Below are 13,334 nucleotides of genomic sequence, written 5' to 3'. Positions count from 1 at the left end.
ATCCACGTCCCGACGGTCTAGGATCCGGGTGGGTGCAGCCGCGTGTCGAGCGCGAACGCCTCCTGGAATTCGAGAGCATAGGCACCTGCCCCGCCACCCGCTAGAAAGATCAGGTTCCAGCTGTGCGTCGAGACCGCACTGGGGACCGCGACGAACCGGTGTCGGCGCAGCAGCGCGTCTCCGAAGGCCTGTTGTCCCGCGCCGGGAATGCCCGGCCGCAGCCAGTTGGGATTGGGTACGGTCGCCGGATCAACGACGTGGACATCGGTGGGGTCGGCAACGACGGCCGCCGTTATCATGTGGGCGACCGTATCGAGTGCCCGGAATCCCTTGTGCACCGCCACCTCAAGGATCGCCGTCGCTGGATCGAGCGAGCAGTAGACCGCCCGCACGCCCTTGCTGTTCCAGCGTCCGCCAACCCGATAGGCGCCTTCGCCACTATCCCATGTCGCCGCATGGATGGCTTGATCGAGCCGCCATGCCACAAGCCTGGTTCCGCCGAGCGCAATCGGTAGAAGGGTCATGCATAGACGCCGTATTCAAGGCGGTCGAGATGATCCTCGACCAATTCGACGCCGGCGGGCGTGCCGAGAAGATCGATCGGCCGGCGCTGATCAAGCCCGATCGCTGGGCGTTCCAGCCATTGCTCGGCCTCCGCCTGCGAGCCAAAGACATCCGTCGCCTTGGCAAGGATCTCGGCGAACTTCCAGACCCGGCCGCTCTGTTCCTGGCTGAGCGGCTTGGACAGCGCGTCCTTCCGGCGCTGCCAGGTGCGCAGGCTCATGCCGACCGCTTTTTCCAGCGATTCGTTCTTGCCTAGGACAACAAGATTGCCGACAAGGTGATCGAGCGCTAAGGCAGGCAGGCCGTGCAACAGCAGCTCATGCGCATCAAGCGCACTGGTCAGCCGGCGCGCAAGCACGCGCGAACCGCCAAGCAGGGCTTCGATCTTCTGCAACTCCCCACCAGCGACCGTTGTGGAAGGGGTTTTAGCTGCGAGGGCCATCATCGTCCTCCGCGTCAAGTGTCGCGTATAATATGTCATCTGTCGTGGTGTATTTCAAGGCGGGGCGCATCCGGCCCAGCCAGACCGGGATCATGACGTTCCCTGTCGCTCCCGTCCCCTCGGCTTGGCCGGTGGCAGAGGTTCGTTGATCCGAATGCCACTCACGCATGCCACGAGCGCGGTACTTGGCGGGATCCGCAAGGGCAGCCAGGGCGAGGTCTCCCCGCCGCCGTCGCAATCAAGGACCATTCCCGTTCTTTATGTCGCCTTTCTAAGGGACCGGCCGCGATCAGCGTCAACCCCGCAAGGGGGTTCCCCTTCGCTTTGCTTCGGTGACGCCTGCGGCACAGCCCCTTCTTCGGGCGCCATCGGGAATGGTCCCGATGCAACGAAGGAGACAATCCCATGGCTACCACGATCGCAACCCTCACCGAAAAGACCGACGGCACTCTCGAAGGCGTCTTTGCCACCATCCGGGTCAACGCCCCGATCGCCCTCGTCCCGAACGCCAGCAAGGCGAGCGACGAGGCCCCTGATTACCGCATCATCCATCGCAAGACCGGCTTTGAGATCGGCGCAGGCTGGAACCGCATCTCCCGCCAGACTGGCGAGGAATACATCTCCACGAAGATCGAAGCCCCTGAGATCGGCGTGATCTTCGGCAACGTTGCCCCGGCGCCCGGCGGCGAGCCCGGCAAGAAAGTCATCCTCTGGAACAGCCCGGCCTGAACCGGACCGCCGGCCCCGAAATCGGGGCCGGCGCTCCCCGAATTCAAAGGAGGCCGCCTTGAGCCGCTACACGATTACTGTCACCCAACCGCATCCCTCCACTCAGACCCAGATGCGATCATCGGCTACGACCGCCCGCTTCAGACGTTCTTTCTCCAGGCCTTTCCGGATGCCGAAGGCGGGAATTTTGAACTCTGGCTGGGCGCTGAGCTGAAGGAATTTGAAACACTGTCGCAACTGCTGTCCGCAGCAATGGCACGCGGTTTCGACTTCATACCGTTGGCATCGAGCATTCTTCACGAGCTGCTCGACGACCATGTCCGTGAAGCGCATCACGTTATCAGCGATACGATTATCCAGGATCTTATAAACGTGACATCTGCCTGCTGATGCAAGCCTAGAACGAAACAGCCCGGCACGCTTGCCGGGCTGTTTTTTTTGCCTTGCCTTGTAAGATTACTTGTTCAGCGCATCCTTGAGAGCCTTGGCCGGCGTGAAAGCCAGTTTTTTCGCGGCGGCAACTTTGATTGTCGCGCCAGTGGCCGGATTGCGCGCCTCGCGCTCCGGAGTGTCCTTCACCTTGAATTTGCCGAAGCCGGGCAGCGACGTCTCTTTGCCGGCAACCGCGGCCTCGGTGATGGAAGCAATCACCGCCTCGACGATGGCTTTCCCCTGCGCCTTTGTAAGGCTGTGTTCGGCCGCGATCTTGTCGGCGATTTCGTTGGTCGTGGTCATATTCTGTCTCCGCATCGTGTTAGATGCAGAATCACTGCCATTGCCGACCCGACCTGTCATCGACACGCTGCGGCAATTCGTTCGGAAAGCCCCGGATCTCCACAGTTATTCAACGTATCAGTGACCCGAAGACGGGCATCGAGCCCATCTTCGGGTTCGGGTGCGATACGGAGAGGAAATGTCTGCTCAGTCCGTCTGAGGATGCCATGGCGGCATGCCGGCCTCAAGGACGAGCGGTGCCCCCAATTTTGCCTTCGCTCCGGTACCCTGCGCTCCAACAAAATCGGCTCCCCCACTCGCCGGCTCCGCCGGTCGCTGGCGCGATCCTTGACCCCGCCACGCCCCCTTGACCGCGCGCGTCGTCTTTCACAAACTCAAGGAGACGACGACGATGCTTCTGGAACAACACATTGAAGAACTGCGGGCCGAATTGCGAAACGCCGTGTACCGCGACGAACGCCGCGAAATCGAGGTCGAGCTGGAACTCGCATGCGCCGAGTTGGCGGTGATCATGGCCGAGCAGGAGGGTGTCATCGACATCGAGCCGCCCTTCTGAGGCGGCTCTTGCCCTGTCGTCTGGTCTGACGCGCCGGATCGACCGGCGGTTCAAACCCGAAGCTTCGCTTTGCATCCGCGGTCGCCGGAACGGGCCCCGTTTCCTGATTGAGGGAAGCGGTGGGATCCGCATTCGTCTTCAACGCCGGGCCATCCCGTGGGAACAGCGTCGCCCCTTGGCGCACCCTTCGCTATCTGTCAGCGATTTCAGCTTGCCGGACAGGCGGTTTCGGCCTGTATCCGCGCGACCGTCTCTTTCGCAGAAGCTGAAGAAAGAGCCTGACCGCTTCTTCCTCCCGCGCGAAATGATGCTCCCGCCTTTGACCTGCAGCACCGATCCGACCCCATCGACGAATGAGACAGGCCTCGCCGAACAGGTTGGGCTCGATCGACATGGCATAAAAGCGGGCCATGTTTTTCCTGTCGTCGATGCGTTCGACATAGATCTGGTAGGATTGTGCAATCATGAAACGGAGAATCGGACAAGGCGGACTCGGCGTCCAACGACATATTTGAATCGGTCGGCCTTGATTGATTCATGCTGATGATGGGTTTCCGGCGGATAATCTGAGCGAGCCGCCCGCGGCGATAGGTGCAAGCGGGCAATGCTCACTGAGCCCGAGAACGGTCTCCGCCCATTCGCGTCGCGTCCTTCCCGCGGTTGCGGCACAAACGGAGAAGGTTGGGCCGGTCAAGCGGACGCTGCCGCGACTTCTCCACACAAGACCGAGAGAAGGACTGTCTTTGCTGTGCCGTCATGCTCCGGCCCCGGCTTCACGCAATCCTCCCCCCTGCGGCGCGCTCGCCGTCTCCTCGTTCGCCTGCCATCGATGCCGGATCTCAACCGTCACCGACATCCGGGCAGCCCACGACCGCACCCGGTTTCATATCTCCCACCAAACCGGTCCCGCGCCTCGCTGCTGCTCCGGCGCGCATGACATGCCAAGCCTGTGTTCGCTGTTGCTTCGTCTGCCGACCCGCAACAGCATGGGCGCGTCGGGCACGGCGCCCGGACCGCTTTGGTGGGAGATGGCAGGATAGGCTATTGGTATACCAATAGCCGTTCGCCCGAGGGGCGATTGTCTCTAAGGCGAGCGGGCGACCTCTTGGATTATTGACCCCAGACGCGATCGGGAAAGCAGCTCTTCAGCGAATAGGTGAACGGGCGAAACCGCGAATGGGCAAAATGCCGATCCGCCGGTTGAACAACCGGTTGGTTGGGAGGATGGCCAATACAGCGAACAGGGTCTCAGCGCGTCGGCCTTTGAGGGACCAGGCCGCTCGGTGAATCAGCGTATCCCTGAATCAGGTAGCAGGCGTCTGTGCAAATGAGTGAATAGGTGGAGCGCCGATCCACCAAACGACGGTTTGGCTTCTGGGTAAATCGGCCTGTGAGCGAACCAATGGCTGAGCGTCTGGGTGGACGAGTGTTTGCGTAAACAGGTGGACGCGCGTAGCTGCGATTGAATGTTTCGAAGAAGCAGCGGGTGAGTAATCAGGTAAACCCGCGTCCGCGCGAACAGCGCTGATCAATTGTCGGAGTTACGAGGTGCCGGGAAGCAGCGTCACATCGAGTGTGAATATGTGATGGGCGGTCCGTCGTTCGGTACAGCCCGGCCTGTGGGCTCCCTGCACCAGCTTGAAGCCTCGAGTTCACGATGAGGCGATGATTTCGCTGATCTTTGTGCGAAGCATGGCTGATTGTCAGCCTGAAGAGGTCGGCGTTCGGAAGAAAGGATGCCACTGGATTGCTTCGAGGTTGCCGCAGTTCATCGCACTTTCCATTCTTGAGAACCTGGTATATGACTGCTCAAAATTATACTGAAGTACAAGTTTTGCAGCGGTGTCCATCCGTTGCCGGTGACATCTCTCACGTGTTGCACGGTGCCGGGCAGCGGTTCTGCGCAGATAACTGCAAGGTCTTCCGAAGCGAAACAGCAGGACGGTTTCCCACTGACGAGCCACCGCGCAACCGTCGTCATCCTTTTGTGGGCTCGCGCGAGATTTCTATCTCAAGGCTCTCGAATACGCCGGATACCAGCAGGAAACTTAGGAGGTGAGCCGTGGAAATCCTGAAAGCTCTGTTTTGGCCGTTGGCCATTGCGATCCCCTTGGCAGCGTGCGGACAACTTGAGCAGCCGCCCCGGCCGCTGCCGCCAGCGCCCTACGCCTATCTCAGTCTTGCTGCCTGCAAACACTATCCAGCGAATATTGTTGAGTGTCAGCTGGAGTACGGTACGCAGTTTGGGCGCCACCGACTCGGCCCGGTACAGCAGGTCTCACGCGATCTGAAGACGGATCTCGATCGTTCTCCCTATCAGATCTCATCTTGCTGGCCTGCTTCCAGGATCCAGCGGGAACTCCCGAATTTCACGTGCCGAATCTATCGTGCGCATTCAGGGGCCGATGCTGGCTCCTTGCTCGTCAAAGGAGGCACTGCGGTCAGACTTGCTCGTATTTTTGGCGATCGCGAGCAGATTTCTTACCGCTGGAAGCCCGATCAATGGTCACGGGTACGCAACTGAATTCATTGGGCATTTTAGTAACTCTCGGCTCATCCCACAGCAAAACTTGCACTACAGTGCTATTTTTTGATTGATTTCCCGCGCGGATTGCAGTTCAAAACTTGTACGGCAGTATAAGTTATGGACGCGTTCGAAATGGATGACAGCCCGCCTTCTTCTGTGAGCAAACCGACAGCCAGAGCGTCGCGACGGACGGTCTGGTCCGCTGTGACGTCACTGCTTCTGACGACCAGTTTTGTCTCGACTTCCGCCGAGAATGATCCACGCCGGAGAACCGAAAGCCGCGAGCTTAGCGATCGGCCCATCCGTTTTGCCCTCAACCATTCGGAAGAGCGCGCCGCGCCGGCAACACCTGTGGCGGTATCGCTTCTTGGTGTGACGCCCGAACATCTATTGCCGCCAGCCATTGATCTCGCCAATTTCGACGAACGTTATTGGGGGCGGTCCGAAATCAACGCCGCCACCGAAAATCTTTCCTTCGTCGCAAAAGCAAGGACCCGATCCCGGCTTGCCGGTCCTGAACTATCGGGACAATTGGCGCGCGACACGAGAACATTGCGGGACCGCCCCGTGTTCTCACCGATCAGCGTCTTCTCGTTTGAGCCGGGTCGATGGGAACGGGCCGGCGATCCAGCTGTTGAGGCCGGCAACGCCGCGGATCAAACATCGACGCAAGCCCGTCCCAACCTGCTTTCCGGCGTTCCTGAAGAATACGCAACACTCGCGGTGCAGATTGCGGCGGAGGAGAAGGTCGATCCGAACTGGGTGCTGTCGATCATGCGCGCTGAAAACGCGCGTTTCGATCCGGACCTGGTCAGTTCGGCTGGCGCCGTCGGCCTGATGCAGGTGATGCCAAAGATCGGTGAGGCTTTCGGCGCCGATGACCTTACTGACCCCGAACAGAATATTCGGGCAGGAACGCGTTTCCTGGGTGTGCTCATCGACAAGTATAGCAATCCGGTGCTGATCGCCTCCGCGTATAATGCCGGCGAACCCCGCGTCGATGCGCATCAATCCTTGCCGCTGATCCGCGAAACTGCGGACTATGTGACCCGTGTTGTCGGTTACTACACCGGCAAGCCGGCGATCTCCCAGCCTTCAACGCCTGGTCCAACACCTGGCCTTGAATCCAATCCGCACCGCCGCACGGGCCCGGTCGACCGGGCAAGGTCGCCGATGCTTGTCTTCTCGGCCACAAAGCCGCTCGTCTCGGACGACAGCCCGCAACAGCCAATGAAAGCGATCCAACCCGGCGGTCCCGTCAAAACCGTCAAGGAAGAGGAACTTCAATGAGCATGAAAGTCATGGCAATTCTTGTCAGCAGCGTCACCTGCCGCTCCCTGTTTAACCGAAAGTGGGCCGGCAATGTCGCTATGGTATTGCTTGCGGCCTCGATCCTGTTCGTCAGTCAATATGAGCCGGCCGCCGCGCAAAGCCTTGATGCGCTGGAGAATGCTGCAGATAGACTGGTGCAGTTCTTTACCGGCCCCTTCGGCCGTTCGGTGGGCGCGATCGCGTTCATCGGCATGTTCCTGGCTGCCGCTTTTGGTTTCTGGTCCTGGGGAGCGCTCCTGCGGGTCGGTGGAAGCCTTGCAGGCATGTTTGCCGCCGCTGAGCTCGTAGACTTCCTCGCCGGCTCCGGGTCGTGATCATGACGAACTCTGCCAACAAAGCCGCAGGCGGGGACGACTACATCGAATCTTATCCTGTCATCCTTGCCCTCACGCGTCCGCCGACAGTGATGGGGATTCCTTACACCTATTTCCTCGCTGAGTGCTTCATCTCGCTCATGGTGTTCATGGTGCTGGGCTCCATCCTGTGGTTTCCCGTCTCCTTCGTCACCCTGCACGGCATTCTCTACGTGCTGACGGTCAAACTCGACCTCTGGTTTTTCGACATCCTCGGGCGCCTTAGCATGTGCGGCGTCAATCCCCTCGGCCGCAGGTTGGGCGGGGGCATGCGAACCTACGGAGCTTGACCGATGGGCACCACGGCACGGTCGCTTAAGGGAAGCTTGTTGAAGGGCTGGGAGATCTTTGCTGATCGCGGTGTCTCGACCCATGTACCTTTCTACGTTCCGATCGAAAACGGCATCATCCGGCTGAAGAACGATTGCCTGGTATCGACCTTACGCCTTACCGGCTTCTCGTTCGAAACGGCCGATATTGAAACGATCAACATGCTGCAGCGGCAGCGCAACGCTGCATTCCGCGCCATATCCTCGATCGGCAGTTTCGCACTCTACACCCATGTTGTCAGGCGCAAGGTCGCACCGTCGTTGCCGGCGACGTTCACCGACCCTTTCATTCAGCGTCTGGACGATGTCTACCAGGCAAGCATCTCGAGGAACGAGATGTTCGTCAACGACACCTACGTCTCGCTCGTCGTGCGGCCGCTGTTCAGACAAGGGTCCGCGCTTTCCCGCATCATGGGCGTCGGAGGCAATGTCGTGCGTAAAGAGCAGCTTCGATCAATTCGAGACAAACTGGTCGAGGCGACGAAAGCACTGGAGAAGTCACTCGCGGCCTACGGTCCCAAAGTCCTGCGCGACGTGCAGCGTGTCCAGGTTGACCTTGGTAATGGCAAGACGATTTATCGCGACTTTTACGAAAACATGGAACTGGACGAGGGCGCATCCAAAGCCTGGTTTTCAGAGCAATGTGAATTTTTCTACACGCTGCTGAATGGCGCTCGTGTGCGGCCTATCCGGCTCGGCAACCTGCCCGTCGATGCGATGCTGCCAGCGCGTCGCACGTCGATCGGCAACCGCACGATCCACCTTCAGGGGGATACCGCGGGCGATGACCGCTACGCCGCAATGGTGTCCTTGAAGGAATATCCGCCCGAGACCGGCGCCGGCATGCTCGACTACATTCTCAAACTCCCATTCGAGATGGTGCTCACGCAGTCGATGTCCTTCATTGACGACGTCGCAGCAAGAAGCCGGATCGAGCGCCTCGATCGGCAGCTGTCAAAAGCCGACGAGGGCGGCTCCAGCGTTCAGGCCAGTCTCGATATTGCGCGGGACGAGTTGGCGCGCAAACGGGTGGCCTTCGCGGAGCATCATCTGACCGTCATGCCGATTGCGACATCGCCGGCCCAGCTTGACGATGCCGTTGCCCTGATCGGCAACGAACTTGGTGCGTTGGGCGCTTCCTATGTCCGCGAGGACCTGAACGCGGAGCCCGCCTATTGGGCGCAGCTCCCCGGAAATCAGGCCTACATCGCCCGGCGCGCGGTGATCTCGACGCTCAACTGCGCGGGCCTGAGCAGTTTCCACGCCTATCCCTACGGCAAGCCGGACGGCAATCACTGGGGTCCGGCGATCACCATATTCGAGACGACGTCGGGCACGCCGTTCTTCTTCAATTTCCATCAGGGGGATGTTGGACATACGACGGTATTCGGACCGACGGGTTCCGGCAAAACCGTGATCATGGCTTTTCTAATCCTCCAGGCCTACCGGGTCAGCCCGCGTCTGAAGACGATCGTGTTCGACAAGGACCGCGGTCTCGACATCATGGTTCGCGCGGCGGGTGGAACCTACCTGACGCTCGAACCCGGCGAGCCGTCAGGTTGGAACCCTTTGCTTCTTGATGATACCGAGGAAAACCGCGTTTTCCTCTATCAGCTCTTAAGCTTCATGCTGAAGCCGTCGAAGGAAGGCGAGAGCCTGACGCCGCAGGAGGAGACCATCATCCGCACGGCGATCAAGTCCGTCCTTAAGACCAAGGATCGGTCCTATCGCCGCCTGTCGTCGCTTCGCGCCCTGCTCGCCGGAACCGAACGAACCGAGGGAAGCCTGATCGCACGGCTCGATAAATGGGTCGATCATGGCCCCTATGCCTGGCTCTTCGATAACCCCGACGACAATCTCGATATCTCGCGGCCGATGATCGGCTTCGACATGACGTCGATCCTCGACGATCCACCGGTTCGCACGGCAGCACTTCTCTACATGTTCCATCGGCTGGACGAAGTCTACGACGGCAAGGCGCCGATCATCAACCTGATGGACGAAGCCTGGAAGCTGCTCGACGACGACGAGTTCAAGCGCACGATGAAGGACTACTTCAAAACCATCCGAAAGAGGAATGGTCTTGTGATCTTCGGGACGCAGTCCGCTGATGACGTGGTGCAGTCGAGCGTCAGCCGGACGATCATCGAACAGACCTCGACCAATATTTTCTTTGCCAATCCCAAGGCGGACGAAAATTCCTACATGGAGCACTTCGGCCTTTCCAGGGCCGAGTTCGACTGGGTCAAGAATGGCGACCCGGCCTCGCGCTTCATGCTGATCAAGCACGCGAAGAGCAGCGTGATCGCGCGTGTCGACATGTCCCACATGCCAGAGTTCATCAAGGTCCTTTCCGGCCGAGAAGAAACCGTCCGCGAGGTTGAGATGCTTCGCGAGGAATACGGCGACGATCCCAAGAACTGGCTTTCGAAATTCTGCGACTGGGAGGGGGATGCGTCCGATGACCAACGCAAGGCTTCCTGAACTGGCAACCGTCAGTGCCGTGGTACTGGCCAGCGTGTTCGGACCAGTCGCGGTGCTAGCGCAGGTACCGGTGAAAGACGGCGCCCGCCGCGATATCCAGCAGGAGACCGAGAACTGGTACAAGGCCTATCAGTCAGACACGCGAAGCGTGAAGGGCGCGTCGGGCGGAACCACTGACAGCGTTGCGCCCGGGCAGGGCTCTGGAGCGCCGGCCGATTGCTCGGCCGAGGGTATGGGCGGTGAAGCCGCGCCGGCCGGCCCGTTGAAGCGCACCTATAGCCAGCAGGAAGTCGCCCGATTGGTCGCGGACGAGGCGATCCGGCAGGGCGTCGATCCGAACTTTGCGCTGGCGATTGCCGAGCAGGAGTCACGCTTTCGCCAATCGGCGCGCTCACCGGTCGGCGCGACCGGCGTCATGCAGCTGATGCCGGGCACCGCGGCCGGGCTTGGTGTCAATCCTTACGACCTCCGCGACAATATTCGCGGAGGTGTGAAATACATCAAACAGCTGCAGGGCATGTTCGGTAATCGCTACGACCTCGTCGCCGCGGGCTACAATGCCGGGCCCTATCGCCAGTCGCTTGGGAGTGGCCGGATTCCCGATATTCCAGAGACCCAGGATTACGTCAAAAAGGTCTCCTCGTACTATAGCCGGAACAAGGCAGAGAACGGCGACAGACGTCCCCCAGGCGAGGGCGTCGAGACGGAAACCGTCAGTGACGTCACTGGATGCGGCGAGCAGCTGAAAAAGGCGATCGATCGCAATACTGAGGCGCAGGCCGAAAGGGGTTCGGTCTGGAACGAGCTTCTGGGGAAATCGCTGGCAGCCAACCAGCAGTATCTTCAGCGTCTGCAGGCAGGTCTCCAGTCTTCGTCGGCGGGTCTGCGTGGCTCAGGTGGCGGCAACGCCAAGGAGCACGATGGTTCCCTTGTGATGGCCGAGGTTCAGTGCCCCTCGGCGACCATCGATACCGGCAATGTCAAATGCTTTGCCGCGCCATCCACCGCTACCACCAATCAGATCAGGCGCTGGCTCGAAGACCTCCAGGACCAGGCCCGTGCCAGTGGCGATGTCGCGACCTTCTCGGTGGTGGAGGATCCGGCGCTTGGACTGGTGACGGTCGTCGATGCCCGGCCAGTGGCAAATTGAACAGGAAGAGAGAGGACAGGCAGATGAAAAAATTCGTTATCGCCGCACCGCTTGCCATCACCGCAATGTCAAACACCTTTGCGCAGGTGCCGGTCAAAGACGCAGATAATATTGCTGTTAGCAGGGAAATCGAAAAACTCTCGAAGCAGATCCAGGATGACACCTCGATCGTCAAGGATAACACGACGAAGACGCTTCAGGCGATAACTGGCGACCGATCGCAGGATGCCAGCCAATTCGCGAAACTCGCAACAGGCAACGGCTTCAGCATGGGACAGGCGCCTGATTTCAGCAGCATCCTGTCAGGAAACGAAGCGTTGTTCGGCGGCATCAGCGGTGAATTTCAGAACACTGCCGCCAAGCTGATCAACGGGCTCAATCTGGTGAAGATGGCGGTCGATACCGTCAAGGGAGGGGAGCTGTCCGGCGCCAATCAGGCCTACTCGCAAGGCATCAACGCGCTGACGACATTGACTGCCCTTACCGACGCAATGAACAGCGCCACGAAGGAGCGTCAGAACGCCTTCATGCAGGCGACGGAGCAGATCGGCACGGCACAGGATTTGAAGGGCGCGCTCGAACAGAATACCCAGATGGTGCTCCAGGGCAACCAGACCGCAAACGAAGCTGTCGGCTCCCTCAACAACCAGGTGATGTTGCTGAACCAGCAGTACAAGGCGGCACTCGCGACCTCTTCCCAAAACCTTAAGACCTTCGCGACGCTTCCGGACAACGTGATGCGCGATGGCGGCGGTGGCGCTGACGGGGCATCGGTCCGCGACCAGCTCAAGGCATTCGAGGAGCAGACCCAGTGAGGTTCGTCCCGTTGCTGATATTGGCCACTGCGACCTTGTCCGGATGCGGCGGCAAGTTTGAACAGCTGGCGAAATGTTCGGCTGACGAGAACCCCGTCCCAGCCCTCGGCTACGCGGAACAGCAGAAAGCGGCGCCGCCGCAACAGGCGCTTGCGCGGATCGTCAGCAACGATTGCGGTCCGATGCGGCCCGTTAATTCCTAAGAGGGGGGATGATGGATCCGGTCAGTTACGCGATCAACTTCTACGGCGACGCACTCCGGTATTTCGACAGGATCAACGAGGCCTCGCTGGAGAGAGCGTGGGGTCTGTTCGCCGAGAATGGCGATCTCGTCTCATCCATCCTGGCCTTGTTCCTCATCCTCTATTTTCTCTGGGCCGCGCTTGGCTTTTCGAGCGTCTCAGTTCAGGACATGGCGATCACTGCCTCAAAGCTCGCGCTTGCCTATGCGCTGGTCATGTCCTGGGCCACCTTCTACGACAATATCGGTCAGTTCATTTTGACGTCGCCTCAGGATCTGGGTGCTGCCATTTCCTCCGCGATGGGCGGGCAGTCCGCCGGCTCCGATCTTGCCGCGCAGGTCGCCAGCATGTCGCGCAAGGTCTACGACTTCGCCATGCAGCTCTTCAATTCCTACGAATCCGGATGGCTGCCGAACGTCACCGGTGCGGTTGTCGTCTTCATAGTTCTGGTCTTCGGTCTCTTGCCGATGCTGCTGATCCTGACCGGCGTAACGCTGTTTGCCAAAATGATCACCGCTGTCATGCTGGCGATCGGCCCGATCGCCATCCTCTCCTATTTCTTCCGGATCACGCGGTTCGTCTTCGACGCCTGGGTGAGGGGCATCGCCTATGGCATGTTCATGCTGCTTTTCACCTATGTCATGGCCGGACTGTCCTTCGGGTTTCTGATTGGCATGATGGACACGATAAACGGCGACATGGCGACGAGGGAAAACGCGCTAGCGATCGTGCTCGCCATGGTGCTCTATCTGGCGCTGATCTCCTATTTCATTTTTCAGGTTCCGGAATTCGCGCGAACATTCGCCTACGGCACAATGACTGCAGTCACTCCCGGCGGAGGCGGCGCCAGTGCGCTATACGGCGCTGCCCGCGAAAGATTAGGTTCCAGCACCTCGCGAGGCGGGCAGGCCGGAGCGGTGGCCCTTGCCATGCTGGCGGGTCCAAAAGGCGCGTTGACGGCGGTTTCGCTCTCGGGCCGCGGGGCAATGACGGGCGCTGGCGCGCTCGGCCGGATGCTGACAATGCGCCGGCGAAACCGCGAGTGAGGTGAGACACCCTCTGGTCATTCAGGTTTT

Annotated in this window: 15 protein-coding genes; 10 read left to right on the top strand and 5 right to left on the bottom strand. The window is 60.0% G+C overall.

Annotation, left to right across the window (positions count from 1 at the left end; genetic code table 11):
- Window positions 1-17: 17 nt before the first annotated feature.
- Entirely contained in the window at window positions 18-524 is a 507-nt protein-coding gene (locus QE453_RS23215) for an RES family NAD+ phosphorylase (RefSeq protein ID WP_006699037.1), read from the bottom strand.
- Window positions 521-1,006, bottom strand: a complete 486-nt coding sequence (locus QE453_RS23210) for an antitoxin Xre/MbcA/ParS toxin-binding domain-containing protein (protein WP_077986010.1) — start codon at window positions 1,004-1,006, stop codon at window positions 521-523. Before QE453_RS23210 ends, QE453_RS23215 begins: the two co-directional genes overlap by 4 nt.
- Before the next feature lie 405 nt (window positions 1,007-1,411).
- Here QE453_RS23210 and QE453_RS23205 point away from each other — a divergent pair, with 405 nt between their 5' ends.
- Window positions 1,412-1,735 carry a DUF736 family protein gene (locus QE453_RS23205; protein ID WP_006699035.1) on the top strand — a complete coding sequence of 108 codons (324 nt, stop codon included), beginning with the start codon at window positions 1,412-1,414 and terminating at the stop codon, window positions 1,733-1,735.
- A gap of 102 nt (window positions 1,736-1,837) precedes the next feature.
- Here the strand turns inward: QE453_RS23205 and QE453_RS23200 are convergent, their stop codons facing one another.
- Both QE453_RS23200 and QE453_RS23195 read right to left on the bottom strand, forming a co-directional pair.
- Window positions 1,838-2,068: a hypothetical protein gene (locus QE453_RS23200; RefSeq protein ID WP_182590855.1), complete on the bottom strand. Its 231-nt coding sequence runs from the start codon at window positions 2,066-2,068 to the stop codon at window positions 1,838-1,840.
- A 123-nt stretch (window positions 2,069-2,191) separates the two neighbouring features.
- A complete protein-coding gene (locus tag QE453_RS23195; RefSeq protein ID WP_175477733.1) occupies window positions 2,192-2,485 on the bottom strand; it encodes an HU family DNA-binding protein in 294 nt (97 codons plus the stop codon).
- Window positions 2,486-2,861: 376 nt separating this feature from the next.
- Between QE453_RS23195 and QE453_RS23190 the strand changes: the two genes are divergently transcribed.
- Window positions 2,862-3,026, top strand: a complete 165-nt coding sequence (locus QE453_RS23190; protein WP_022557193.1) for a hypothetical protein — start codon at window positions 2,862-2,864, stop codon at window positions 3,024-3,026.
- Window positions 3,027-3,216: 190 nt separating this feature from the next.
- On the opposite strand, the gene QE453_RS23185 is transcribed toward QE453_RS23190, so the two are convergent.
- Window positions 3,217-3,420 (bottom strand): WGR domain-containing protein, encoded by a 204-nt coding sequence (locus QE453_RS23185; protein ID WP_376784495.1) that lies wholly within the window; start codon window positions 3,418-3,420, stop codon window positions 3,217-3,219.
- A 1,668-nt stretch (window positions 3,421-5,088) separates the two neighbouring features.
- On the opposite strand from QE453_RS23185, the gene QE453_RS23180 reads away from it, so the two are divergent.
- From QE453_RS23180 to QE453_RS23145, 8 genes are all read left to right on the top strand, one after another.
- The gene (locus QE453_RS23180) at window positions 5,089-5,550 is read left to right on the top strand and encodes a hypothetical protein (protein WP_142187738.1); all 462 of its coding nucleotides are present in this window, start codon (window positions 5,089-5,091) and stop codon (window positions 5,548-5,550) included.
- 120 nt (window positions 5,551-5,670) lie between these two features.
- Window positions 5,671-6,843, top strand: a complete 1,173-nt coding sequence (locus QE453_RS23175) for a lytic transglycosylase domain-containing protein (protein ID WP_309778276.1) — start codon at window positions 5,671-5,673, stop codon at window positions 6,841-6,843.
- Complete coding sequence (locus QE453_RS23170; protein WP_142187737.1) at window positions 6,840-7,199, top strand: TrbC/VirB2 family protein; 360 nt, start codon at window positions 6,840-6,842, stop codon at window positions 7,197-7,199. The genes QE453_RS23175 and QE453_RS23170 overlap by 4 nt, the downstream gene beginning before the upstream one ends.
- A gap of 2 nt (window positions 7,200-7,201) precedes the next feature.
- Entirely contained in the window at window positions 7,202-7,528 is a 327-nt protein-coding gene (locus QE453_RS23165) for a VirB3 family type IV secretion system protein (protein WP_142187736.1), read from the top strand.
- A gap of 3 nt (window positions 7,529-7,531) precedes the next feature.
- Window positions 7,532-10,051, top strand: a complete 2,520-nt coding sequence (locus QE453_RS23160) for a VirB4 family type IV secretion/conjugal transfer ATPase (RefSeq protein ID WP_142187735.1) — start codon at window positions 7,532-7,534, stop codon at window positions 10,049-10,051.
- On the top strand, window positions 10,029-11,201 hold the full coding sequence (locus tag QE453_RS23155; RefSeq protein ID WP_142187734.1) for a lytic transglycosylase domain-containing protein: 1,173 nt from the start codon (window positions 10,029-10,031) through the stop codon (window positions 11,199-11,201). Before QE453_RS23160 ends, QE453_RS23155 begins: the two co-directional genes overlap by 23 nt.
- 23 nt (window positions 11,202-11,224) lie before the next feature.
- Window positions 11,225-12,016, top strand: coding sequence for a conjugal transfer protein (locus tag QE453_RS23150; RefSeq protein ID WP_142187733.1), 792 nt, complete (start codon window positions 11,225-11,227; stop codon window positions 12,014-12,016).
- 211 nt (window positions 12,017-12,227) lie between these two features.
- On the top strand, window positions 12,228-13,304 hold the full coding sequence (locus QE453_RS23145) for a type IV secretion system protein (protein WP_309778272.1): 1,077 nt from the start codon (window positions 12,228-12,230) through the stop codon (window positions 13,302-13,304).
- The last annotated feature ends 30 nt before the right edge of the window (window positions 13,305-13,334 follow it).

The sequence above is a fragment of the Agrobacterium sp. SORGH_AS_0440 genome (genome assembly GCF_031453135.1).
Lineage (GTDB): Bacteria > Pseudomonadota > Alphaproteobacteria > Rhizobiales > Rhizobiaceae > Agrobacterium > Agrobacterium pusense.
The sequence above is the reverse complement of the archived record's forward strand: the minus strand, read 5'-3'. Positions and strand labels throughout refer to the sequence as shown.

Excerpts from the sequence above, each read along its gene's own strand:
- QE453_RS23215 (WP_006699037.1), bottom strand. The coding sequence starts at position 524 with ATGACCCTTCTACCGATTGCGCTCGGCGGAACCAGGCTTGTGGCATGG.
- QE453_RS23210 (WP_077986010.1), bottom strand. The coding sequence starts at position 1,006 with ATGGCCCTCGCAGCTAAAACCCCTTCCACAACGGTCGCTGGTGGGGAG.
- QE453_RS23205 (WP_006699035.1), top strand. The coding sequence starts at position 1,412 with ATGGCTACCACGATCGCAACCCTCACCGAAAAGACCGACGGCACTCTC.
- QE453_RS23200 (WP_182590855.1), bottom strand. The coding sequence starts at position 2,068 with ATGCGCTTCACGGACATGGTCGTCGAGCAGCTCGTGAAGAATGCTCGA.
- QE453_RS23195 (WP_175477733.1), bottom strand. The coding sequence starts at position 2,485 with ATGCGGAGACAGAATATGACCACGACCAACGAAATCGCCGACAAGATC.
- QE453_RS23190 (WP_022557193.1), top strand. The coding sequence starts at position 2,862 with ATGCTTCTGGAACAACACATTGAAGAACTGCGGGCCGAATTGCGAAAC.
- QE453_RS23185 (WP_376784495.1), bottom strand. The coding sequence starts at position 3,420 with ATGTCGATCGAGCCCAACCTGTTCGGCGAGGCCTGTCTCATTCGTCGA.
- QE453_RS23175 (WP_309778276.1), top strand. The coding sequence starts at position 5,671 with ATGGACGCGTTCGAAATGGATGACAGCCCGCCTTCTTCTGTGAGCAAA.
- QE453_RS23170 (WP_142187737.1), top strand. The coding sequence starts at position 6,840 with ATGAGCATGAAAGTCATGGCAATTCTTGTCAGCAGCGTCACCTGCCGC.
- QE453_RS23165 (WP_142187736.1), top strand. The coding sequence starts at position 7,202 with ATGACGAACTCTGCCAACAAAGCCGCAGGCGGGGACGACTACATCGAA.
- QE453_RS23160 (WP_142187735.1), top strand. The coding sequence starts at position 7,532 with ATGGGCACCACGGCACGGTCGCTTAAGGGAAGCTTGTTGAAGGGCTGG.
- QE453_RS23155 (WP_142187734.1), top strand. The coding sequence starts at position 10,029 with ATGACCAACGCAAGGCTTCCTGAACTGGCAACCGTCAGTGCCGTGGTA.
- QE453_RS23150 (WP_142187733.1), top strand. The coding sequence starts at position 11,225 with ATGAAAAAATTCGTTATCGCCGCACCGCTTGCCATCACCGCAATGTCA.
- QE453_RS23145 (WP_309778272.1), top strand. The coding sequence starts at position 12,228 with ATGATGGATCCGGTCAGTTACGCGATCAACTTCTACGGCGACGCACTC.